The following is a 22,661-nucleotide window of genomic DNA, read 5'->3' as shown; positions in this document are numbered from 1 at the left end:
CGAGTCCCGCTCTAACCAGCACCATGACCGATGTGGTTCAAGCCGAAAGCGCGGCGCGCCCGAACCCTGGGCGGCTGACGCCTCTCCTGTTCGCGCTGGCCGTCTTCACCTCGGCCTGTCTGGTCTTCGTCGTTCAGCCGATGGCGACCAAGCTGATCCTGCCCAGCCTGGGCGGATCGCCGTCGGTGTGGAACGCCGCCATGGTCTTCTTCCAGACCGCGCTGCTGGCCGGCTACGGCTACGCCCACGCCCTGCAGCGCATCGGGTCGATGCGGCTTCAGGTGCTGGTTCATCTGGCGCTTCTGCTGGCCGCAGGCCTGTCTTTGCCCCTGCGGATCAGCGGCGTCCTGGGCGATCCCGATCCAAACGCGCCCACGGCCTGGCTTCTGGCGACCCTGACCCTCTCGATCGGGGCCCCCTTCGCCATTCTTTCGGCCACCGCGCCCCTGCTTCAAGCCTGGTATGCGCGGGCGCGGGCGGGCCAGGCGGACGCGAAGAACCCCTATGTCCTCTATGCCGCTTCGAACCTGGGCAGTTTTCTGGCCCTGCTGGCCTATCCGGTCCTGATCGAACCCCTGGCCAGTCTTTCGCTCCAGCGCCTGGGCTGGAGCCTGGGCTATGGTCTGTTCCTGGTGATGGTCGCCGGCCTGGGCGCCCTGGCCTGGTCCGGCCGCGGGGTCCGAACGGGTGCGGCGGCAGAGCCCGCGCCCCTGGAGGCGGGGCCGCTGATCGCCTGGCGCGAGAAGGGGTTGCTGATCCTGCTGGCGGCCGTTCCGTCGAGCCTGATGCTGGGTGTGACGGCGCATCTGTCGACCGACGTGGCCTCTGCGCCCTTCCTCTGGGTCATTCCTCTGGCCCTCTATCTGCTGACCTTTGTCATCGCCTTTCAGAACCGACCGGTCCTGCCGCTCCCCCTGACGCTGGCGATCCAGGCGGGGGTGCTGGCGGCCGGCTGCGCCCTGGTCGCCTTTCGGACCACGGAGTGGCTGTTCGTCTTCGTCGTCAATCTGACAGCCTTCTTCTTCTGCGCCCTGATGTGCCATCAGCGGATGGCCGAGCGGCGTCCTGCGCCGGGCCGGCTGACGGAATTCTATCTGCTGCTGTCGCTGGGCGGCGTCCTGGGCGGCGTCTTCAACGCCCTGATTGCGCCCCTGATCTTCAACATGGTCTGGGAATATCCGCTGGCGCTGGTCGCCGTCGGCCTTTTGCGGCCATGGGGCGAAGGCGAGGTGCGGCGATGGGAGATCATCGCCTGTGTGATCGGGGGCCTGGTCGCCCTTGCCGGACCGCTGGGTCTGGCCCTGGTGCGCTACGCCCCCGACATTCGCGCGGTCGTCCCGGACGCCGAACTGGTGCGGATCGCCCAGGCGGTGATCGGCGTCGCCGCCCTGTTCGCCTTCCTGCTGAGGGACCGGGCGATCATGTTCACCGTCGTTCTGGGAGCCATGGTCTGGTCCGGCTACCATGTCGCGCGGGGCTATGACTGGGCCCTGACGGAGCGCAGCTTCTTCGGGGTCATGCGTGTGGCCGATACCGACGTCGCGGGTCTGGGGGGACCGGTTCATGTGCTGATGCACGGCACCACCCTGCACGGCGCCCAGGCGCAGTCGGAACCGCACCGTTGCTCGCCAACCCTCTATTACGCCACGGCGACGCCTCTGGGGCAGGCGGCCCTGATGGCCCAGGCGCACCGGCCGGACGGCGCCCGGATCGGGGTCGTGGGCCAGGGCTCGGGGGCCATGGCGGCCTATAAGCGCCGCCAGGACCAGATGAGCTTTTTCGAGATCGACCCGATGGTGGATAGGCTGTCGCGCGATCCGCGCTGGTTCAGCTTCATCAATGGTTGCGCCGAAGGACCGATCCGGACGGTGCTGGGCGACGCCCGACTGACCATGGCGCGGGAGGCCGCCGGTTCCTATGACCTGCTGATCATCGACGCCTTCAGCTCCGACGCCGTACCGACCCATCTGCTGACCCAGGAGGCCATCGCCGGCTATCTGCGGCTTTTGAAGCCGGACGGGGTGGTGGTGCTGCACCTGTCCAACCGCAATCTGGACATCACCCTGCCGGCCGAGGCGGCGGCCGCGGCCCTGGGGGCGCCGGCTCTTCACCAGATTTATCGGGAACGGTCGGACGCGCCGCTGATGGCGGAATCCTCGACCGAGGCTCTGGTGATCGGCAAGAGCGAAGCGGCCCTGGCGCCCTATCGCGAAGATCCGCGCTGGCGCAGGCTGTCGCCCACGGAGGTGCGGCCGTGGACAGACGACTACGTGAACCTGTTCGGAGCCCTGGTGCGGCAGATGCGGCTGGCCGCGCGCTGAAGGCGCCGGATCAGGCCGAGACCGGCATCTCCACCGTCGCCGCCGCCTGGGCGGCCAAGCCTTCGCCTCGGCCGGTGAAGCCCAACCCTTCGGATGTGGTGGCCTTCACGCTGACGCAGTCCAGCGGCAAGGCCAGCAGATCGGCGATCCGTTCGCGCATGGCCTGCCGGTGCGGCTTCACCTTCGGACGTTCGCAGATCAGGGTCACGTCAACATTGACGATGCGGCCGCCGCGCGCCGCCACCAATTCGGCGGCGTGGATCAGAAACTGGTCGGAGGCGGCGCCCTTCCACTTCGGGTCGGTGGGGGGGAAATGATCGCCGATGTCGCCGGCGGCGATCGCTCCCAGCAGGGCGTCGGTCAAGGCGTGCAGCCCGGCGTCGGCGTCCGAATGGCCGATCAGGGTCTGATCATGAGGAATTTCGATCCCGCACAGCCAGACTGATTCTCCGGGGCCCCAACGATGGACGTCGAAACCCGTCCCCATGCGGGACTGGTAACGGGTCTCTTGCGACAGCAGGGCCTCGGCCATGGCGAAATCCTCGGGATAGGTGAGTTTCATCAGCCGGGCGTCGCCGGCGACCAGGGCGATCCGGCCGCCGTGACGGCGCACCACCACGGCCTCGTCGGTCGGGGTCTCGGCCGGGTTCCAGGCGGCATAGGCCGATTCCAGGAGCCCACGGCGGAACGCCTGAGGGGTCTGGGCCCGCCAGAGGTCCTCGCGGTCCACCGCCTCGGCCATCAGCCCGTCCGATCCCCGGCGCAGGCTGTCGGCGACGGCCAGGACGGGCAGGGCGCCGTCGGCCTGATCCAGGGCGGCGACGACGCGGGCGATGACGGGGGCGTCCAACAGCGGGCGGGCGGCGTCGTGGACCAGCACGGGCTGGTCGCCGGGACAGGTGAGGGCCGCCAGTCCTGCGCGAACGGACTCCGCCCGCGTCGTCCCGCCGACCACGGCGCGCCACCCCGTCAGCCCGTCCAGCACCTCGGCGGCGCGATCCCGAGCGTCGGAGGCTACGACCACGACCAGCTCCTGGGCGCCGGCGTCCAGAAGCGCTTGGGCGGACCAGCGCAGAACCGGCTTTCCGCCCAGGGTCCGCCACTGTTTTTCGCCGCCGGCCCGCGTTCCGGAACCGGCCGCGACAATGATGGCTGAGAAGATCATGACGTCTTCTAGAGCGCGACGTTCAGCGGGGAAACCGTCAATCCGCCGCTGTCGCGCTTGACGAAAGGGCGCGCAATGCGGCGAAAGGCGGGAATGTCCAAGTCCTTGACCATCGGCGACGTCACCGTGCCCGGCCGCGTGCTGATGGCGCCGATGACCGGCGTCACCGATCTGCCGTTCCGCATCCTAGCCTCCAAACTGGGCGCGGCCTATGTGGCGACCGAGATGGTGGCGGCCAAGGAGCTGGCGCGGGCTCGGCCCGACGTGGTGCGGCGCGCCGCCGTGGGCGCGGGCCTGCCGCTGACCGTGATCCAGTTGGTCGGGCGGGATCCGGGCCAGATGGCCGAGGGGGCGCGCATGGCCGAACAGGCCGGTGCGGACATCGTCGATCTGAACTTCGGCTGTCCCGCAAAGGAGGTGACGGGTTCGGCCGCCGGATCGGCCCTGATGCGGACGCCTGACCTGGCCTGTCGCATCATGGAGGCCGTGGTGAGGGCCACCGGCCGTCCGGTCACGGTCAAGATGCGGCTGGGCTGGGATGACGACAGCCGAAACGCCGCGGATCTGGCTGTGCGGGCCGAGGCGCTCGGTGTGAGGGCTGTGACGGTCCATGGACGAACCCGCCAGCAGTTCTATACCGGAAGGGCGGACTGGGACGCCGTGGGCGCCGTAAAGGCGGCCGTTCGCATTCCCGTCATCGTCAACGGCGACATCGTCACGCCTGAAGACGCGCGCACGGCCCTTGAGCGGTCCGGCGCCGACGGTCTGATGCTGGGACGAGGCGTCTACGGCCGGCCCTGGCTGGCGGCCCATTTGGAACAGGCGCTGAGCGGCGTGACGGCGCCCCAGGAGCCGGGGCCGGAGGCGCGACTGGCGATCGTGATCCACCATCTGAGGGCCTCGATCGACTTCTACGGCCTGCCGCTGGGGCTGAAGATGTTCCGCAAACATCTGGGCTGGTACATCGAACAGGCGCCCTGGCCGGCCGATCCGCAACACCGTCGCGAGGCCAAGGCAAGAATTTGCCGCCTGGACGATCCCGCGGCCGTCGAGCAGGAAATGGCGGGGCTGTGGCGGCGAAATTTACCTGACTGTTTCAATTCGGCTGTTGAAACGCCGCCACAGTTCGCGGACACTGCTGTGGCATGACGGATACGCCCTCAGCCGTGACCTCTCGCACCGACCCTTCGTCGGGCGACGAGTCGTTCTGGGGGCGTTTTGAAACCGAGCGGGCGCGGGCGGGCTTCGGTTTAGCCTACGCCTTGGCCGTCATCATCACGGCGGCGGCGGTATGGCTGGTCGCGGTGGCGCCGGGCGCCAGCGCCGGCGCTGCGCGAGGATCGGCCGGTCAGATCGTGCTGTTCGTCCTGATCGCCAATCTGATCCTGATTTCGGGTCTGGCCTTCATCGTGGGACGTCGCGTCCTGGTCCTAGCCCGCAGCACCAGCGAAGCGGGTTCGCGCCTGCACCTGCGGTTCGTGGCCCTGTTCTCGACGGTGGCGGTGATTCCGGCGGTTCTCATCGCCCTGGTCTTCGGTGTGCTCGTGACGCGGGGGGTCGATCAATGGTTCAGTCAGAACGTCCAGGCCTCGGTCGAAAACGGCGCCGTGGTCGGGCGCGCCTACATCCAGGACGTCGCCACAGCCGTCGATGCGGATCTCGTCACGATCGCGGATCAACTGACCAGCGCCCGCGGCCTGTTCGACGACCGGATCCAGTTCAACGACGCCTTGGCCCAGATCGGAGACATCTTCGGCTATCCCGCGATCTATATTCTTGACGGTGATCGGGAGGTGCTGGCGCGAGCGGAAGGACCGGGGGCGCCGCCCTATCTGGCTCCGCCGCGCTCCTATCTGGAAGACGCCGTCCAGGGCGGCAAGCCGCCGACGGACGTGACCCAGCACCCGGACACCGTGCGCTCCCTGATCGCCCTGCCAGCCTATGGCGACGCCTATCTTTATCTGGTGCGGCCGCTGCAGGACGGTCTGGTGGCGCGAATGAACGCTTCGAGCCAGTCGATCCAGGCCTATCGCGAAGCCCAGGAGAGCCGCGCCCGGATCCAATCGGCCTTCATTCTCAGCTATCTGGAGACCGCCCTGCTGGTCCTGGTTGGAGCGGTCTGGCTGGGCATGTCGGCGGCCAGCAGTATTTCGGCCCCGATCGGGCGGCTGGTGAAGGCGGCCGGTCAGGTGGCGGCGGGCGACTTCAGCGCCCGGGTGGACAGCGACGGGGCGCCGGGTGAAATCGCCACCCTGTCGGAGGCCTTCAACCGTATGACGGGCGATCTTCAGGCCCAGCAGTCGGCGCTGAAGGCGGCCAGCGAAGACGCCCAGGATCGCAGCCGCTTCATCGAGACAGTGCTGTCCGGCGTCAGCGCCGGGGTGATCGGTCTGGATCGGCGCGGACGAATCTCGGCCATCAACGACAGCGCCCTGCAACTGCTGCACATCGAAGAAGCCGAGGTTCTCGGCCGTGAACTGGCGACCTTGTCGCCCGAGCTCAGCGATCTGGTCGGACGGGTCGAGGCCCATATCGAAGAGGACATAGATCTGAGCCGCGAAGGCGAGACCCTGCGTCTGAGGGTGCGCATCGAGGGCGGTCAGGGCGGCGAGATGGTGCTGACCTTCGACGACATCACCCGGCTGGTCACGGCCCAGCGCAACGCCGCCTGGCGCGACGTGGCGCGGCGTATCGCCCATGAGATCAAGAATCCCCTGACCCCGATCCAACTGTCGGCTGAAAGGCTGAGGCGGAAATACAGGGACAAGGTGGACGAGGTGGAGATCTTCGACCGCTGCACCGACACCATCATCCGCCAGGTGGGGGACATCGGCCGGATGGTGGACGAATTCTCGTCCTTCGCCCGCATGCCCGCGCCGCGTTTCGGGGCGGCCAACCCCGCCGAAATGCTGCGAGAGGCGGTTTTCGCCCAGCGGGTGGCGGCCGCGGACATCGGCGTGGACCTGATCGAGCCCCTGCCCAAGGCGAGCCTGCGGTGCGACGCCCGGATGGTGGGACAGGCGCTGGTCAACATCCTGAAGAACGCGGGCGAATCCGTGGCGGCGCGGCGTGCCGCCGAAGGCGCAGCGTCCGGACCCGATGCGGCGGCCATCATCGCCTCCCTGATCATCGAGAACGAGACGGCCGTCTTTGTGGTGGAGGACGACGGCGTCGGCCTTCCCGCCAAGGACCGCGATCGCCTGATCGAACCCTATGTGACCACGCGCGAAAAGGGCACGGGCCTGGGCCTGGCCATCGTCAAACGCATCTGCGAGGACCACGGCGGCGAGCTGAAGCTGGCGGACGCCGAGACCCTGCGCGGCGCCCGCGTGTGCCTGATCTTCCCCCTGAAACCCCACGGCAAGACCGGCGATGCGACGGAGCGCAAGCTCCAGAGCGTCGTCGCCGAATAAGCGAGGCAAGATGCGACCTACCGGTTCCGACATTCTGGTCGTCGACGACGAGGCGGACATCCGCGATCTGGTTTCGGGCCTGCTCGAGGATGAGGGGCACGCCGTGCGCGTGGCCGCCAATTCCGACGAGGCCCTGGCGGCGATCCGCGCACGGAAGCCGTCGCTGGCGATCCTCGACATCTGGATGCAGGGCGGCGGTCTGGACGGGCTGGAACTGCTGGAGGTGGTCAAGGAGATCGACCCCGACCTGCCGGTGGTGATGATCTCGGGCCACGGCAATATCGAGACGGCGGTGACCGCGCTGAAGCGCGGCGCCTATGACTTTATCGAAAAGCCGTTCAAGTCGGATCGGCTGGTGGTGGTGGTCGAGCGGGCGATCGAGGCGGCGACGCTGAAACGCGAGAACCGCCGTCTGCGCGCGCAGACGATGACGCCGTCCGGCCTGATCGGCCGCTCCCAGGCGGCCCAGGCCCTGCGCAGCACCATCGCCAAGGTGGCCCAGGCCAACAGCCGGGTGCTGATTTCCGGTCCGGCCGGGTCGGGCAAGGAGCTTGTGGCGCGTCAGATCCACGAAGCCAGCCCGCGCGCGCGCGCCGAGTTCGTCGCCATCTCGGCCGCCGGAATGACGCCCGAGCGACTGGACGTCGAACTGTTCGGGGAAGAGGGACAGGACGGCCGGCCGCGCAAGATCGGGGTGTTCGAGCGGGCGCACAACGGCACCCTCTATCTGGACGAGATCAGCGACATGCCGCGTGAGAGTCAGAGCCGCATCCTGCGGGTTCTGGTGGATCAGCGCTTCCGTCGGGTCGGCGGCGAACAGGACGTGCAGGTCGATGTGCGCGTCGTCACATCCACTTCGCGAGACCTGAAGACGGAGATTGCCGAAGGCCGGTTCCGTGAGGACCTGTTCCACCGCCTGAACGTCGTGCCGATCCGGGTGCCGGCCCTGTCGGAGCGGCGCGAGGACATCGCCGAACTGGTCGACTATTTCGTCGAGACCATCAGCGCGTCCCAGGGCCTGCCGCGCCGGATCGTCGGCGAGGACGCGGTGGCGGTGCTTCAGGTCCATCCCTGGCCGGGCAACATCCGCCAGCTGCGCAACAACATCGAGCGGCTGCTGATCCTGGCGACAGGCGATCCGAACGAGCCGATCACCGCCGACATGCTGCCGCAGGAGGTCGCCACCTCGAACAGCCCTTCCTCCAGCCTGGGGGCGGAGCGCACCATCGCCCTGCCGCTGCGCGAAGCGCGCGAGGTGTTCGAACGCGAGTATCTGGCCGCCCAGATCATGCGCTTCGGCGGCAACATTTCCCGCACAGCCGCCTTCATCGGCATGGAGCGGTCGGCTCTGCATAGAAAGCTGAAGTCGCTGGGTGTCTCTCCGGCGCGAGGCGGAGATGAGGACGAGGCCGACTGATGTCCCGCGTCGCCTATGTGAATGGAACCTATCAGCCGCACGGCGAAGCCGTGGTCCATGTGGAGGATCGGGGCTTTCAGTTCGCCGACGGGGTCTATGAGGTCTGGTCCGTGTTCGACGGTCGGCTGGCGGATTTCGACGGCCATATGACGCGGCTGCATCGCAGCCTCAATGAACTGCGCATCGACATTCCCATGTCGGTCGCCGCCCTGACGCGGGTGCTGCGCGAGACGATCCGGCGCAACCGGGTGAAGAACGGCATCGTCTACCTGCAGGTCACGCGCGGCACGGCGCGGCGCGACCATCCCTTTCCCGCGCCGGGGACGCCGCCCAGCGTCATCGTCACCGCCAAGTCCATCTCGCCCGCACGAGGAGAAGCTCAGGCGAAAAAGGGCGTCGCCGTCCTGACCCAGCCGGACATCCGCTGGGGACGCTGCGACATCAAGACGGTGGGGCTCTTGCCGAACATCCTGGCCAAACAGGCGGCGCGGGAGGCCGGCGCCTATGAGGCCTGGTTCGTCGACGACATGGGCCTCGTGACCGAAGGCTCCTCGACCAACGCCTGGATCGTGGATGAGAACGGAAAGCTGCGCACCCGCGACACCCAGGCCAACATCCTGAAGGGCTGCACGCGCACCACCCTGATGACCCTGATCGAGGAACAGGGCCTCGAACTGGACGAGCGCCCCTTCAGCGTCGAGGACGTCAAGCGCGCGCGCGAAGCCTTCTTCACGGCCGCCGGCGCTTTCGTGACCCCCGCGATTTCGATCGACGGAACCAAGATCGGGGACGGCAAGCCGGGGCCGATTACGTTGAAGCTGCGGCGGCTCTATCTTGAACGCGCGCGTCGAGAGGCCATTTAGGGCGTTGCCGGAGCGGGGAGGCGGCGTCTAAGGTCGCTGCCGGCCCGTTCGGCCCCGACGCCGCTCCCATGGCGACGAACAACCAAGAACAGGAAAAACCTGCCATGTCGCAAGACAAACGCCAGAACCTTCAGGACACCTTCCTCAACTCGGTCCGCAAGACCAAGACGCCGCTGACCATCTTCCTGGTCAATGGGGTCAAGTTGCAGGGAATCGTGACCTGGTTCGACAACTTCTGTGTGCTGCTGCGCCGCGATGGCCAGTCCCAGCTGGTGTACAAGCACGCCATCTCCACCATCATGCCGTCCGCGCCCGTGCAGCTGTACGAGCCCGACGCCGAAGACGATTGATTGACCCAAAAACTGATTGATCACGCCGCCCCGGTTCAGCGGGCGGTCGTCATCCACCCTGACGGCCGGTCCGAATCGCCGCGTCTCGCCGAAGAACGGCTGGAGGAGGCGTCCGGCCTGGCCCGCGCCCTGGACCTGGATATCCGCGGCGAGGAGATCGTGCGCGTCCGCAAGGTCGCGCCAGCGACCCTGTTCGGAAGCGGCAAGGTCGAGGAGCTGGCCGCCCTGATGCGGGCAGCCGAGGCCGATGTCGCCGTCATCGACGACGCCCTGACCCCGGTGCAGCAACGCAATCTGGAGAAGGCGTGGGAGGTGAAGGTCATCGACCGCACCGGCCTGATCCTGGAAATCTTCGGCCGCCGCGCGCGGACCAAGGAAGGCCGGCTGCAGGTCGAACTGGCCCGACTCGACTATGAACGGTCGCGCCTGGTGCGGACCTGGACCCACCTGGAGCGCCAGCGCGGCGGCACCGGCTCGACCGGCGGTCCCGGCGAAACCCAGATCGAGCTGGACCGGCGTCTGATCGCCGACCGGATCGTGCGGCTGAAGGCCGAGCTGGAGGAGGTGCGCCGCACGCGCGGCCTGCATCGCAAACAGCGCCAGAAGGTCCCGTTTCCGACCATCGCCCTGGTCGGCTACACCAACGCCGGCAAGTCGACCCTGTTCAACCGGCTTACGGGATCGGAGGTCTTCGCCAAGGATCTGTTGTTCGCCACCCTGGACACGACCCAGCGCACCATCCGCCTGCCGCAGGGCCGCCCGGCCATTGTGGCCGATACGGTCGGCTTCATCTCCGACCTGCCGCACGAACTGGTCGAAAGCTTCCGCGCCACTCTGGAAGAGGTCGGCGAGGCCGATCTGATCCTGCACGTCCGCGACATCGCCTCGGCCGACAGCGACGCCCAGGCCAAGGACGTCGAGGCCGTGCTGAAACAGATCGAGACCCCCGAGGGCAAGACCCGCCGGGTGCTGGAGGTCTGGAACAAGATCGACCTGCTGGACGAGGAGGCCCACGAAACCATTCTTGGTCAGGCCGAACGTCTGGCCAAGGACGGCGAGGCGGTCGCCGTCTCGGCCTGGACGGGCGAGGGGATCGAACGCCTGCGCCAGACCATCGCCGGCCTGATCGACGACGATCCGGAGACGCGCCTGACCCTGTCGCCCGAACAGGGCGAGGCGCTGGCCTGGCTTTATGAACATGGCCGGGTGACGAGGCGGGACGCGGAGGAGGATGGCCGCACCCATGTCACAGTGAGGCTTCATCCTGCCGCCCTGGGGCGGTTCGAGCGCCTGTATCCCGGCCTGACCGACTGAACCATGCATCTGATCGAGACCGTCCTGCTGCTGCTTCTGGCCGTCGTGGTGTCGGGATCGGTCGCGCGGATCACCCGTATCGCCCTGCCGCTGGTGCAGATCGGTCTGGGGGCCGCCATCGTCCTGGCGACCGGGACGACGGTCGATCTGAAGCCGGACATCTTCTTTCTGCTGTTCCTGCCGCCCCTGCTGTTTCTGGACGGTTGGCGCATCCCCAAGGAGGCCCTGTTTCGCGACCGGGCCGTGATCCTGGAACTGGCCCTGGGGCTGGTGCTGTTCACCGTCATCGGCCTGGGCTTCATGATCTGGTGGATGATCCCCGAGATGCCCTTGCCGGTGGCCTTCGCCCTGGCGGCGATCCTGTCTCCGACCGACCCAATCGCCGTCCAGGCCATCGCTGCGCGGGCCCCGATACCCAAGCGGCTGATGCATATTCTGGAAGGGGAGTCGCTGCTGAACGACGCCACGGGCTTGACCTGTATGCGGATCGCGGTCGTGGCGGCGACCACCGGCGCCTTTTCCTTGGGCGGGGCGGTGGCGACCTTCGCCTGGCTGTCTGTGGTCGGGGTGGCGACGGGCGTGCTGGTCACAATCGCCATCAGCTACGTTAAGGGTTTCGTCAGTCGGCGCTGGGGCGAGGATGTCGGGGCGCAGATCCTGGTCAGCCTGCTGATCCCCTTCGCCGCCTATCTGGTCGCGGAAGAGCTGAGGGCGTCGGGCATATTGGCCGCCGTGGCGGCGGGCGTGACCATGAGCTTCACCGAGCGGGGCGGCGGCGTAGGCGGCCAGTCCCTGGCCATGACCCGTATCCGGCGCGGGGTGGTGTGGGACACGGTCCAGTTCGTCGCCAATGGCATCATCTTCGTGATTCTGGGCCAGCAGATGCCTTCCATAATGGCGCGCGCGGCCGAGGTGGTGCGGGGCACCAGCCGGCCCGAGGTCTGGTGGCTGGCTGTCTATGTCCTGGCCATTGTCGCGGCCCTAGCGGCCTTGCGTTTCGTCTGGGTGTGGACGTCGCTGAGGCTGACCCTGTTTCGGCGCCGCCATCGCGGGCCGCCGCCCAAGGTCGGACTGCGGCTGACCATGGTCATGTCTCTGGCGGGGGTGCGGGGCGCCATCACCCTGGCGGGCATCCTGACCGTGCCCTTCTTCCTCGCGGACGGCTCGCCGATGCCGTCCCGCAATCTGGCGATCTTCCTGGCGGCTGGGGTGATCATCGTCTCCCTGCTGCTCGCCACCTTCGCCTTGCCGCGTCTGATGAAGGGGGTGGAGCTGCCCCCCGAACCGTCACAGGAGCGGGAAGAGGACAGAGGGCGCGTCGCTGCCGCCTCGGCCGCCCTGCGCGCCCTGGAGGATGCGTCCCACGCCATGGCCGAGGGCAAGGCCAACCCTGACCTCTATTCCGACGTCGCCAGTCGGATCATGGAGATCTATCGCCGCCGCATCGAGACCCATACCCGCACCGAAGAAGACGACGCGGCCGTGGCGCGCAAGATCGATCAGGTGGAGCGCAAGCTCTGGCTGGCGGCGCTCGCGGCGGAGCGGGAAGAGCTCGGCCGGATGGCGCGCTTACGCCGGCTGGACGAGGTGACGGCGCGCAAGATGATCCGCGAGGTCGATCTGCAGGAACTGCGCTACCTTTGACGCTCAGCGGTCCATGAAGGCCGCGACCGCCGCATAGCTGTCGGCGATATGGTGGGCGCCGCGGGCGACCAGACGGTCGGCGTGGCCGTCGCGGACATGGCCTCCGGCGGTCAGGCCCACCACCGTCATGCCGGCGGCGACCCCGGCTGTGACGCCCGCCTCGCTGTCCTCGATGACCAGGACGCGGCCCGGATCGACACCCATGCTTTCGGCGGCGTGCAGGAAGATGTCGGGGTGGGGCTTGCCGCGCTCGACCGCCAGGCCGGTGAAGACGGCGCCGTCGAAATGATCGGTCAGGCCGAACAGGTCCAGGCCGACGCCGATCCAGTCAGGGCCGCTGGACGAGGCGATGCAGCGCGCCTCGGACCGGGCGGCGACGAAGTCGATCAGGCCGGGCACGGGCTTCAGATGGAGCGGGGCGCGGGCCCGGCAGGCAGCGAACCAGGTGGTGTGGAAATCCTCCGGGCAGGGCCGGCCCAGGGCCGCCTCGACCACCGGCCGGTTGTCGCGCCAGCGCCGGCCCGTATAGGCGGCGAGGACATCGTCCAGGCTGGTGGGCAGGCCGATGGCGGTCAGCTGCTCGGCCATGACGGTGCTGTTCAGCACCTCGCTGTCGGCGACCACGCCGTCGTAGTCGAAGATGATCAGGTCGTAGGTCATGCGGCGGCTCAGGAGGACGAGCCGGCCTTCTCGGCCGCCTTTGCGGCGTCCCAGAGGCGGTCCATCTCCTCCAGCGTCGATTGGTCGGGGGTGCGGCCGGACTTGGCCAGTTCCGCCTCGATGAAGCCGAAACGGCGCACGAACTTGGCGTTGGCGGCGCGGAGCGCATCCTCGGGCTCGACATCCAGCTTGCGGGCCAGGTTGGCGACGACGAACAGCAGGTCGCCCAGCTCCTCGCGGGCCTTGGCCTGATCGCCGGCGGCGATCTCGACGCGCAGCTCCTCGACCTCTTCGGCCAGCTTGTCGAACACCTCGTCGGTCGAGGGCCAATCGAAGCCGACGCGGCCGGCGCGTTTGGTCAGTTTGGCGGCGCGGGTCAGGGCGGGCAGGCCGACGGGGACATCGTCGAGGACGCCGGGCTTCTTGCGGTCCTTGCGTTCGGCGGCCTTGATGGCTTCCCAGGCCACGGTCTGTTCTTTTGAAGTCCGTTGGGCTTCGTCGCCGAAGACATGGGGGTGGCGGCGTTCCAGCTTGTCGGCGATGGCCGTGACCACGTCGTCGAAGGCGAACAGGCCCTGTTCCTCGGCCATGCGGGCGTGGAAGACGACCTGGAACAGCAGGTCGCCCAGTTCACCCTTCAGTTCGACCAGATCGTTACGCTCGATGGCGTCGGCGACCTCGTAGGCCTCCTCGATCGTATAGGGGGCGATGGTGGCGAAGGTCTGCTCCACGTCCCAGGGGCAGCCGCCGTCCGGGTCGCGCAGCCGCTCCATGATGGACAGAAGCCGGTCGATCGGCCTCATGCCCGCGCCTCCGCGTCGCGGGCGTCCAGGGCCTTGCGGATCTCGTTATGGCGCGCGGCGGTCAGCGGATAGTTCTTCAGCACCCAGGCAGTCAGGGCCAGAAGCAGGCCGGGGACGGCGATGAACAGGATCTGAAGCGTCAGAAGGGAGGTGTCGCTGTTGCCGTTCGGCCCGGGCACGGCGCGGAAGCCGACCTTTTCGAGGACGAAATAGGGGAGCAGGGCGAGGACGTGGCCGATCTTGGTGGTGGCCGAGAGGATGGACAGCATCAGGCCGGTGCGGTCGACGCCCGTCTCGAACCGCTCCTGATCGCCGGCGTCGGCCATCATGGCGCGGGTCAGGAACAGGCCGGCGGCGTAGGGCAGGCCGGCGATGAACATGACCACGGCGGTCAGGGCGAAATTGCCGCCGGGGACCAGGGTGGCGCCGATATAGAGGACGGCCGAGACGAGGCTGGCGATCGCCAGGCCCCGGTCCTTGCCGACACGGGTCGCCAGCCAGGCCCAGAAGGGAGCGCCGCACAGGCCGGCGACGAAATAGAACAGCATGAAGAGCCCGGCCTCGGTGTGGTCGTAGCCGCGGATCTGGCCGAAGAAGAAGAACAGCAGCGAACCGGTGATGCCCGGCGCCACGCCCAGCAGCAGATCGGCGATCAGCAGCTTGCGCACCACGGGCGTCTTCAGCAGGGCCAGATAGGCGCCGAGGCTGCCGTGCGGTTGGTCCCCGGCGGTGACGGGCTCGGGCACGGCGACCATGGCCAGGCCGATGGTGACCGGCAGGGCGATGATGATGCCCCAGCCCATGATCCGCACCCCGTCGGCATAGGTTCCGATGCCGGTCTGGACCACCACGGTCGGGAGAACCAGGATCAGCACCACCCCGATGATGTTGAATACCTGCCACCAGCCGTAGACGCGGCTGCGCTGGTCATACTGGGGCGCAAGGACGGCGGCCCAGCCCAGCTGGCCCAGGGTGCCGATGGAGAAGCCCAGGTAGAGGAACAGCAGCCAGCCGAACAGATAGACCGCCGGGGCGCCCGGCTGGACCAGGACGAACATCATCAGGGCCGCCAGCATCAGCATGGGGGTGGCCAGGGCCATCCAGGGGCGGTAGCGACCGAAACGGGTCCGGGTCTTGTCCATGCCCCAGCCGAGGAAGGGGTCGAAGACGATGTCGATCAGCCGCACGGCCATGAAGACGGTCGCGACCACGCCCAGCTCCAGACCCACATAGGTGGCGTAGAACTCCGGCAGGGTGACGGGCAGGGCCACGCCGAAGGCCGCCAGCGGCAGGCAGGGGCCGGAGAAGGCGGCGAGCACGGCGTTGGAGCGACGGGGCGCGGCGGCGGCGGTCATGCGACGGGTCCGGGACAGCCCGGATGAGTCGGGCCGACGCAAGATTGCAGGTTTGGACGCGGGAGCGGAGTCGGATTCGGGCGGACGGCCGTCTGCGCGCTTGCTCCTGAGGGCCGCTTGAGGCTTGCTGGGGGCATGTGGCGAAGCTGTCTCGCGTTCCTGACTCTCTGGCTGGTCTTGGCCTTCGCCGGCGTAGCGCGCGCGGCGGGGCCCTGCCACACCAACGCCGACGTCTGGGGCGAGGAGGCCCTGGCCAATGCGGCCTCGGCCTATGGACTGGAGTGGGCGCCGTTCGGGGCGACAGAATTTGGGTGGATGGCCTATGCGCCCCTGATCCAGCAGGAGCTGCACACCCAGTGCGGCCCCGGTACGCCGGTCTTCGCCTCACAACTGGCGGGATTCCAGCAGACCCACGGCCTGGCGCCGACAGGCCTGTTCGACGCCGGGACCTTCCAGGTGTTGCGCGGGCTGTGGCAGGAGCGGCGGCCTTTCGTGATGGCGCGGATCCGTGGCGAATGCCCTGATCCGCCGCCGATCAACCAACTGGGCTATCTGGTCGCGTCAGAAGAGCACGCCGACCGGCTGACCCGGCTGTTGCGGCGTGACGTGCTGGACGCCTATCGCCGGATGGTCGCCGCCGCACGGGCAGAGGTTCCCGAGATCGCCGCCGATCCCGAACTGCTGCAGATCTTCTCAGGCTTCCGGGACCCCGAGGCGGACGCCGCCCGCTGCGCCCAGCAGGGCAATTGCGACGGCCTGCGCCGCGCCGTCTGTTCGCCCCACCGGACGGGCGCGGCGGTCGATCTGTACGTCGGCCAGGCGCCGGGCCGGGGCGTCGACTCGACGGCGGCGGCCAGTCGCGAATATATGGCGCGCGGGGCGACCTATCGCTGGCTGGTCGCCAACGCCGGGCGGTTCGGCTTCGTCCCCTATGTCTATGAACCCTGGCACTGGGAATATGTGCGGCCCTGGGATCCTTCGTTCGCGCCCTGAGCCGGTTGGACGAGCCTCCGGTTTTCATTTCAGTTTTTGACCGAAACCATCGCGAAAGCCGAGAGGGGGCTTGCATGGCGTCAAGCGAGACGCCAAGTTAGCAACGGTCGTTGTTGCGAATGACGGCCGTGACATTCAACGGAGTCCTCCCTTGCCCAAGATTCTCGTCCTCTACCACTCGACCTACGGCCATCTGGAAATCATGGCCGAAGCCGTCGCCGAAGGCGCGCGTCAGGTCGAAGGCGCCGTGGTCGACATCAAGCGCGTGCCGGAGACCGTGCCGGAAGAGCTGGCCAAGGCTTCGCACTACAAGCTGGATCAGAAGGCGCCGATCGCGAAGATCGACGACCTGAAGGACTATGACGCCATCATCATCGGCGCCGGCACCCGCTTCGGCTCGGCCGCCTCTCAGATGCGCGCCTTCCTGGACCAGGCCGGCGGCCTGTGGTTCACCGGCGCCCTGATCGGCAAGATCGGCGGCGCCTTCACCGCCACCGCGACCCAGCACGGCGGTCAGGAGACCACCTTCCAGGGTCTGCACAACTTCTTCATGCACCACGGCATGCCGGTGGTCGGTCTGCCGTATTCGTTCCAGGCCCAGATGACCCTGGACGCGGTGCACGGCGGCTCGCCCTATGGGGCGACGACGATCACGGGCGGCGACGGCTCGCGCATGCCCAGCGAGATCGAGCTGGACGGCGCCCGTTTCCAGGGCAAGCATATCGCCGAACTGGCCAAGAAGCTGCACGGCTGATCCGATGCGCCAGCCCGCGCTCTTCTTCGGTCACGGTTCGCCGATGAACGCCCTGGGCGGTCCCTACGGGGCCGCCTGGCGCGACCTGGGCGAGGCCGTGGGCAAGCCCGAGGGGATGGTGATGATCTCCGCCCACTGGGAGACGCGCGGGCTGGGCGTCACGGCGCAGGAGAAGCCCGAGACCATCCATGATTTCGGTGGTTTCCCGCGCGAACTTCACGAGATGCAGTATCCCGCGCCCGGCTCGCCAGCCCTGGCGGCCCGAGTCGCGGACCTGACCGGGGCGGTGCAGACGACGCAGTGGGGCCTGGATCACGGGACCTGGTCGGTGCTTTGCCATGTCTGGCCAGAGGCCGATGTGCCGGTGGTCCAGTTGTCGCTGAACCGCGAGCTGACGCCGCGCCAGCATTACGAGCTGGGCAGGACCCTGAGACCGCTGCGGGACGAGGGAATCGTGATCGCCGGCTCGGGCGACTTCGTCCACAATCTGCGCACCTGGAAGCGCGAGGAAGGGGCAGAACCCTACGCCTGGGCGACCGGGTTCAATGAGGCGGTGAAGGCGGCGTTCGAGCGCGGCGACCATGAGGCCCTGATCGACTGGGTCGGTCTGGCCGAGGACGCCCAGCTGAGCGTGCCGACCGACGAGCACTTCCTGCCCGTGCTCTATGTGGCCGCCCAGCAGGCGGTCGGGGAGGCGGTGAGCTTCTTCAACGACCGGATCGACGGCGGTTCGATCTCGATGACGGGGGTGCGGATCGGGTGAGCCCGATCACGCCGCCTTGTCGCCCTCGACCATCTTCTGGATCGTCACATAATCAGTCTTGCCGGTGCCCAGGACAGGGACCTCGGCGACCTTGACGATCTTCTTGGGGACGATCAGCTCAGGCGCGCCGTTGGCGCGGGCCCATTCCGCCAGGGGCGCCACCTCGGCCCCGGCGTGGTCGGTGACCAGGACCAGTTTTTCGCCCTTTCGGGTGTCTGGAATGGAGACGACGGCGTGACGCTGGTCCGGCCAGACCGCACCGGCTATGCTCTCGACCGCCGTGAGGGAGACCATTTCGCCGCCGATCTTGGCGAAGCGTTTGGCGCGCCCCTTGATGGTGACATAGCCCTCGGCGTCGACATCGACGATGTCGCCGGTGTCCAGCCAGTCGTCGCCCACCGCATCCCAGGCCAGGGGCTCGGCGGCCGTGACATAGCCGCTCATGATGTTGGGCCCCTTCAGGAACAGCCGGCCGCCCTCGTCGATTCCTTCAACCGGCTCCAGCTTCCAGTCCATGCCGGGCAGGATCTGACCGACCGTGCCGGGGGCGTTGCGGTCGGGATGGTTGACCGCCACCACAGGCGAGGCCTCGGTCGCGCCGTAGCCTTCCAGCAGTTCGACGCCGCCGAACTTGGTGTTGAACAGGTTGCGGGTCTCCTCGCGCACCTTTTCGGCGCCGGCGACGGCGAATTTGAGGGTGGCGAAGTCGCCGGGCTCGGCGACCCGGGCGTACTGGCTGAGGAAGGTGTCGGTCGCGAAAAGAATGGACGCCTTCACCTGGGGCAGCAGGTCGGTGATCTGTTTGGCGTGAAGCGGCGAAGGGTACTGGAAGGCCTTCAGACCCTGGAGCAGGGGCAGGACGACGCCGCCGGTCAGGCCGAAACAGTGGAAGGTCGGCAGGGGATTGAACATCACCCATTCCGGCAGAAGGTCGATATGGGCCGCGACCTGTCGGGCGTTAGCGACCAGGTTCTTCTGGCTCAGAACCACGCCCTTTGGCGTGCCGAAACTGCCCGAGGTGAACAGGACGACGCCCGGCGCGTCAGGGTCGGTCTTGACGCGGAACCGCTTTGGCGCGGCGCCGGCGGCGAGGCCGTACAGCTTGTCCTGAAGCCCGATGGTCTTGCGCACGTCGTCCAGCCAGACGATTTCGGCCACCGTCTTCAGTTCGGCGATCAGGTCGTCCAGCTTGGCCTGGTCGATGAAGCGTTTGGCGGTCAGGACCTTCTTGACGCCCGAGGCCTTGATGGCGGCCTTCAGATTGGCCTCGCCGGCGGTGAAGTTGAGCATGACCGGCACGCGGCCGTGGGCGTGCAGGCCGAAGAAGGTGACGACCACGCCCATGGACGAGGGCAGCAGGATGGCGACCCGCTCGCCCAGCTCGGTCATCTTCGCGATCTTGCGGCCAAGAACGAAGGCGGCGCGGATCAAGCCCGTGTAGGTGAGGGGGTGGCGATCCTGGTCCTCAAGGATCTCCTTGTCCCCGAACCGGGCGCGCGCCTCGATCAGGGCGTCGATCAGCGAGGTCTCGTACAGCGAAGGGTCCAGATCCTGGCGCAAACGCGTCTCCTGCGGAGGGCGCGACAGGCCCTCTCTGTTGTCGGGCGTCCGTCAATAATGACGCAACGGCGTCTTGAAAAGATGCGTAACGTCGCGTGAGTTCCCGGGGCGGCGATCGGGCGCGCCATCATCTGTAACCGCCTTTGGCTTGCCATTGGGCGCGGGAAGGCCGAAATACCGCCCATGGTCACCCTGATCGACACCCTTCAGCGCAAGCCGTCGGAGCTGCGCCACCCGGAGAAGCAGAACCGTCCGGAGTCGGTGGTTCTGAAAAAGCCCGACTGGCTGCGGGTCAAGGCGCCCGGATCGGGCCAGTACAACAACACCAAGGACATCGTTCGCTCCAAGGGGCTGCACACGGTCTGTGAAGAGGCGGCCTGCCCGAATATCGGCGAGTGCTGGAGCCAGAAGCACGCCACCCTGATGATCATGGGCGACACCTGCACGCGGGCCTGCGCCTTCTGCAACGTCAAGACGGGCCTGCCCCAGCCGCTGGACCCGGAGGAGCCGGGCAAGGTCGGGCTGGCGGTGTCGCAGATGGGGCTGAACCATGTGGTGATCACCTCGGTCGACCGCGACGACGTGGCCGACGGCGGGGCGGCTCACTTCGCCGAGGTGGTGCGCCAGATCCGCCTCCAGGCGCCGAACACCACAATCGAGATCCTGACGCCTGACTTCCTGCGCAAGGACGGGGCGGCGGCGGTGATGATCGACGCCAAGCCCGACGTCTTCAACCACAATCTCGAGACCGTTCCGCGCCTGTATCTGAAGATCCGGCCCGGCGCCCGCTACTTCCACAGCCTGCGCCTGTTGCAGATGGTCAAGGAGCGCGACCCGAACCAGTTCACCAAGTCCGGCATCATGGTCGGCCTGGGCGAGACCAAGGAAGAGGTCATGCAGGTGATGGACGACATGCGGTCCGCCGGCGTCGACTTCATCACCATCGGCCAGTACCTGCAGCCGACGCGCAAACACGCCGCCATCGACCGGTTCGTGACCCCTGAAGAGTTCAAGGCCTATGAGGCGATCGCCCGGGCCAAGGGCTTCCTGATGGTGTCGTCGTCGCCGCTGACCCGTTCGTCGCACCACGCCGGCGACGACTTCGCCCGGCTGAAGGCCGCGCGCGAGGCGCAGCTGCGCCGCTAAATTCCGTATGGCCGTCCACCGCGTAACGCGCATTCTTCCCTATGCGCCCGAACAGCTTGCCGATCTGGTCGCCGATGTGCGCGCCTATCCCGACTTCGTGCCCTGGGTCACCTCGATGCGGGTCTGGAACGCGCGGGCCGAAGGCGAGGGCGTGACCGTGCTGGACGCCGAGGCGGGGGTGGGCTTCTCCTTCCTGAAGGAGCGGTTCTCCACCTGGGTCCGGCATGATCGCAATGCGCCCAAGGTCGAGGTCGGTCTGCTGCGAGGGCCGTTCAAACATCTGAAGAACCGGTGGGAGTTCTTCCCGCATCCCGAAGGGACGCGGCTGGAGTTCATGATCGACTTCGCCTTCAAGTCCCGCATGCTGGATCTGATGCTGTCGGCCAATTTCGACCGGGCGGTGGAAAAGCTGATCGGCTGTTTCGAGGCCGAGGCGATGCGGAGGTACGGCAGGCGATGAGTTTCGATTTCGACGCGACCGTCGTGGGCGCCGGGGCCGTAGGCCTGGCCTGCGGTCGGGCGTTGTCGAAACGGGGCCTGACGGTGCTGGTGCTGGAGAAGGAAGGCCATGTCGGCCAGGGCGTCTCGTCGCGCAATTCCGAGGTGATCCACGGCGGCCTCTATTATCCGACCGCTTCGCTGAAGGCCCGCTTCTGCGTCGAGGGGCGGCGGGCGCTTTACGACTTCTTGGCCACTCACAAGATCGATCACTGGAAGTGCGGCAAGCTGGTCGTGGCGACCGAAGAGGCCGAGGTCGAGCGGATCGAGGCCATCTTCGAACAGGCGACGGCGAACGGGGTCGAGGGGCTGGACCACCTGACCGGCGCCCAGGCGCGGGCGCTGGAGCCGGAACTGAACGCCCACGCCGCCATCCTGTCGCCCGAGAGCGGCCTGTTCGACAGCCACGGCTATATGCTGGCCCTGCAGGGCGAGATCGAGGATGCGGGCGGATCGGTCGTGGTTTCGGCCCCGTTCGAGGGCGCAGAGCCCCTGCCGGGCGGCGGCTTCACGATCCGCGTGGGCGGGGAGGGGGCGATGGCGGTCTCCAGCCGTCTGCTGGTCACGGCGCCCGGTCTGGCGGCCCAGGCCGTGGCGGCGGCGATCGAGGGCTATCCGGCAGAGGACATCCCCGCCGGCCATTTCGGCAAGGGCGTCTATTTCCGGCTGGTCGGCAAGGCGCCGTTCGACCGGCTGATCTATCCGCCGCCGATTCCCGGCGCCCTGGGCACCCACTATCGCAAGGACCTGGGTGGTCAGGCGGTGTTCGGCCCGGACCTGGCCTATGTCGAGAGCGAGGACTATTCGGTCGATCCGGCCAAGGCGGAAGAGTTCGCCGGCTATATCCGTCGCTTCTGGCCGGGGCTGCCTGATGGAGCTTTGACCCCGGACTACGCGGGCATTCGGCCCAAGCTGCACGGGCCTGGCGAGCCGCAGCCGGACTTCCAACTGCACGGGGTCGAGCGCCACGGCATGGAGGGGCTGATGGCTCTGTTCGGCATCGAAAGCCCAGGTCTGACCAGCTCCCTGGCCATCGGCGAGGCCGTGGCCGCCGCCCTGACGGAGGCCGCATGACAGAAAGAGAAAAGATGCTGGCCGGCCTGCCCTATGATCCGGGCGATCCGGACCTGCGCGACGGCCGCGCCCGCGCCGTGGCCCTGACCGTCGCCATCAACGCCGAACCGGATCGAGACCGGCGTCGCGCCCTGGTCAACCAACTGGTCCGGGCGTCGGACGGCGCGGCGATCATCATGCCGGGCTTCTACTGCGACTATGGGGTCAATATCCATTTCGGGTCGAACGCCTTCGTCAACGCCAACAGCGTGTTTCTGGACTGCGCCGAGATCCGAATCGGCGACAACTTCCAGGCCGGTCCCGGCGTACAGCTGTTGACGCCCGAACATCCGCTGGACGCCGCCGAACGACGGGGACGGGAATCCGCCCGGCCCATCGTCATCGGCGACGATGTCTGGATCGGCGGCGGCGCGATCGTGCTTGCGGGAGTTTCCATCGGTGATCGGGCTGTGGTGGGGGCGGGCAGCGTGGTGACCCGAGACGTTCCGGCGGACGTCGTGGTGGTCGGCAATCCGGCCAAGATCGTCCGCCGCCTGACGCCCGCTTAAACGCCTTGAAATCGTCGCGC

General features: G+C 67.8%; 20 protein-coding genes. 15 read left to right on the top strand and 5 right to left on the bottom strand.

Features of this window, described 5'->3' with window-relative positions; all coding sequences use genetic code 11:
- Positions 1–23: 23 nt before the first annotated feature.
- Positions 24–2,321 (top strand): spermidine synthase, encoded by a 2,298-nt coding sequence (locus tag BSP_RS10930; protein ID WP_054765911.1) that lies wholly within the window; start codon positions 24–26, stop codon positions 2,319–2,321.
- A 10-nt stretch (positions 2,322–2,331) separates the two neighbouring features.
- On the opposite strand, the gene BSP_RS10925 is transcribed toward BSP_RS10930, so the two are convergent.
- Positions 2,332–3,486, bottom strand: coding sequence for a bifunctional 2-C-methyl-D-erythritol 4-phosphate cytidylyltransferase/2-C-methyl-D-erythritol 2,4-cyclodiphosphate synthase (locus BSP_RS10925; protein ID WP_054765910.1), 1,155 nt, complete (start codon positions 3,484–3,486; stop codon positions 2,332–2,334).
- 93 nt (positions 3,487–3,579) lie between these two features.
- Between BSP_RS10925 and dusB the strand changes: the two genes are divergently transcribed.
- From dusB to BSP_RS10890, 7 genes are all read left to right on the top strand, one after another.
- Positions 3,580–4,635: a tRNA dihydrouridine synthase DusB gene (gene dusB / locus BSP_RS10920; protein WP_054765909.1), complete on the top strand. Its 1,056-nt coding sequence runs from the start codon at positions 3,580–3,582 to the stop codon at positions 4,633–4,635.
- The gene (locus BSP_RS10915) at positions 4,632–6,899 is read left to right on the top strand and encodes a PAS domain-containing sensor histidine kinase (protein WP_152950345.1); all 2,268 of its coding nucleotides are present in this window, start codon (positions 4,632–4,634) and stop codon (positions 6,897–6,899) included. Before dusB ends, BSP_RS10915 begins: the two co-directional genes overlap by 4 nt.
- A 10-nt stretch (positions 6,900–6,909) precedes the next feature.
- Positions 6,910–8,316 (top strand): sigma-54 dependent transcriptional regulator, encoded by a 1,407-nt coding sequence (locus BSP_RS10910; RefSeq protein WP_152950344.1) that lies wholly within the window; start codon positions 6,910–6,912, stop codon positions 8,314–8,316.
- Complete coding sequence (locus BSP_RS10905; RefSeq protein ID WP_054765906.1) at positions 8,316–9,179, top strand: D-amino-acid transaminase; 864 nt, start codon at positions 8,316–8,318, stop codon at positions 9,177–9,179. Before BSP_RS10910 ends, BSP_RS10905 begins: the two co-directional genes overlap by 1 nt.
- Positions 9,180–9,283: 104 nt before the next feature.
- Positions 9,284–9,529: an RNA chaperone Hfq gene (gene hfq, locus BSP_RS10900; RefSeq protein WP_054766962.1), complete on the top strand. Its 246-nt coding sequence runs from the start codon at positions 9,284–9,286 to the stop codon at positions 9,527–9,529.
- Positions 9,530–10,843, top strand: coding sequence for a GTPase HflX (gene hflX / locus BSP_RS10895; RefSeq protein WP_054765905.1), 1,314 nt, complete (start codon positions 9,530–9,532; stop codon positions 10,841–10,843).
- A gap of 3 nt (positions 10,844–10,846) precedes the next feature.
- Complete coding sequence (locus tag BSP_RS10890; protein ID WP_054765904.1) at positions 10,847–12,487, top strand: Na+/H+ antiporter; 1,641 nt, start codon at positions 10,847–10,849, stop codon at positions 12,485–12,487.
- Positions 12,488–12,490: 3 nt separating this feature from the next.
- On the opposite strand, the gene BSP_RS10885 is transcribed toward BSP_RS10890, so the two are convergent.
- From BSP_RS10885 to BSP_RS10875, 3 genes are read right to left on the bottom strand one after another with little or no spacing between them, the layout of a single operon-like run.
- Positions 12,491–13,147, bottom strand: a complete 657-nt coding sequence (locus tag BSP_RS10885; RefSeq protein ID WP_054765903.1) for an HAD family phosphatase — start codon at positions 13,145–13,147, stop codon at positions 12,491–12,493.
- Positions 13,148–13,155: 8 nt separating this feature from the next.
- The gene (mazG, locus tag BSP_RS10880) at positions 13,156–13,950 is read right to left on the bottom strand and encodes a nucleoside triphosphate pyrophosphohydrolase (RefSeq protein ID WP_082382702.1); all 795 of its coding nucleotides are present in this window, start codon (positions 13,948–13,950) and stop codon (positions 13,156–13,158) included.
- Positions 13,947–15,305: an MFS transporter gene (locus BSP_RS10875; RefSeq protein WP_054765902.1), complete on the bottom strand. Its 1,359-nt coding sequence runs from the start codon at positions 15,303–15,305 to the stop codon at positions 13,947–13,949. Before BSP_RS10875 ends, mazG begins: the two co-directional genes overlap by 4 nt.
- A gap of 135 nt (positions 15,306–15,440) precedes the next feature.
- Here BSP_RS10875 and BSP_RS10870 point away from each other — a divergent pair, with 135 nt between their 5' ends.
- The 3 genes from BSP_RS10870 to ygiD all read left to right on the top strand — a co-directional run bounded on the left by BSP_RS10870 (position 15,441) and on the right by ygiD (position 17,815).
- Positions 15,441–16,298, top strand: coding sequence for a M15 family metallopeptidase (locus BSP_RS10870; protein ID WP_054765901.1), 858 nt, complete (start codon positions 15,441–15,443; stop codon positions 16,296–16,298).
- Between the two features lie 151 nt (positions 16,299–16,449).
- Positions 16,450–17,052, top strand: coding sequence for an NAD(P)H:quinone oxidoreductase (gene wrbA, locus BSP_RS10865; RefSeq protein WP_054765900.1), 603 nt, complete (start codon positions 16,450–16,452; stop codon positions 17,050–17,052).
- 4 nt (positions 17,053–17,056) lie between these two features.
- Positions 17,057–17,815 (top strand): 4,5-DOPA dioxygenase extradiol, encoded by a 759-nt coding sequence (gene ygiD, locus BSP_RS10860; RefSeq protein WP_082382701.1) that lies wholly within the window; start codon positions 17,057–17,059, stop codon positions 17,813–17,815.
- Positions 17,816–17,821: 6 nt separating this feature from the next.
- Here the strand turns inward: ygiD and BSP_RS10855 are convergent, their stop codons facing one another.
- Positions 17,822–19,375 (bottom strand): AMP-binding protein, encoded by a 1,554-nt coding sequence (locus BSP_RS10855; RefSeq protein ID WP_152950343.1) that lies wholly within the window; start codon positions 19,373–19,375, stop codon positions 17,822–17,824.
- 183 nt (positions 19,376–19,558) lie between these two features.
- Between BSP_RS10855 and lipA the strand changes: the two genes are divergently transcribed.
- From lipA to BSP_RS10835, 4 genes are read left to right on the top strand one after another with little or no spacing between them, the layout of a single operon-like run.
- A complete protein-coding gene (gene lipA / locus BSP_RS10850) occupies positions 19,559–20,521 on the top strand; it encodes a lipoyl synthase (protein WP_054765898.1) in 963 nt (320 codons plus the stop codon).
- Positions 20,522–20,528: 7 nt separating this feature from the next.
- Complete coding sequence (locus tag BSP_RS10845) at positions 20,529–20,981, top strand: type II toxin-antitoxin system RatA family toxin (RefSeq protein WP_054765897.1); 453 nt, start codon at positions 20,529–20,531, stop codon at positions 20,979–20,981.
- A complete protein-coding gene (locus BSP_RS10840; protein WP_054765896.1) occupies positions 20,978–22,093 on the top strand; it encodes an NAD(P)/FAD-dependent oxidoreductase in 1,116 nt (371 codons plus the stop codon). The genes BSP_RS10845 and BSP_RS10840 overlap by 4 nt, the downstream gene beginning before the upstream one ends.
- On the top strand, positions 22,090–22,641 hold the full coding sequence (locus BSP_RS10835; RefSeq protein ID WP_054765895.1) for a sugar O-acetyltransferase: 552 nt from the start codon (positions 22,090–22,092) through the stop codon (positions 22,639–22,641). The genes BSP_RS10840 and BSP_RS10835 overlap by 4 nt, the downstream gene beginning before the upstream one ends.
- Positions 22,642–22,661: the final 20 nt, after the last annotated feature.

The sequence above is a fragment of the Brevundimonas sp. Bb-A genome, from assembly GCF_009394735.1.
Lineage (GTDB): Bacteria > Pseudomonadota > Alphaproteobacteria > Caulobacterales > Caulobacteraceae > Brevundimonas > Brevundimonas aurantiaca.
Note: the sequence above shows the minus strand (reverse complement) of the source record. Positions and strands in the feature narration are given on the sequence as shown.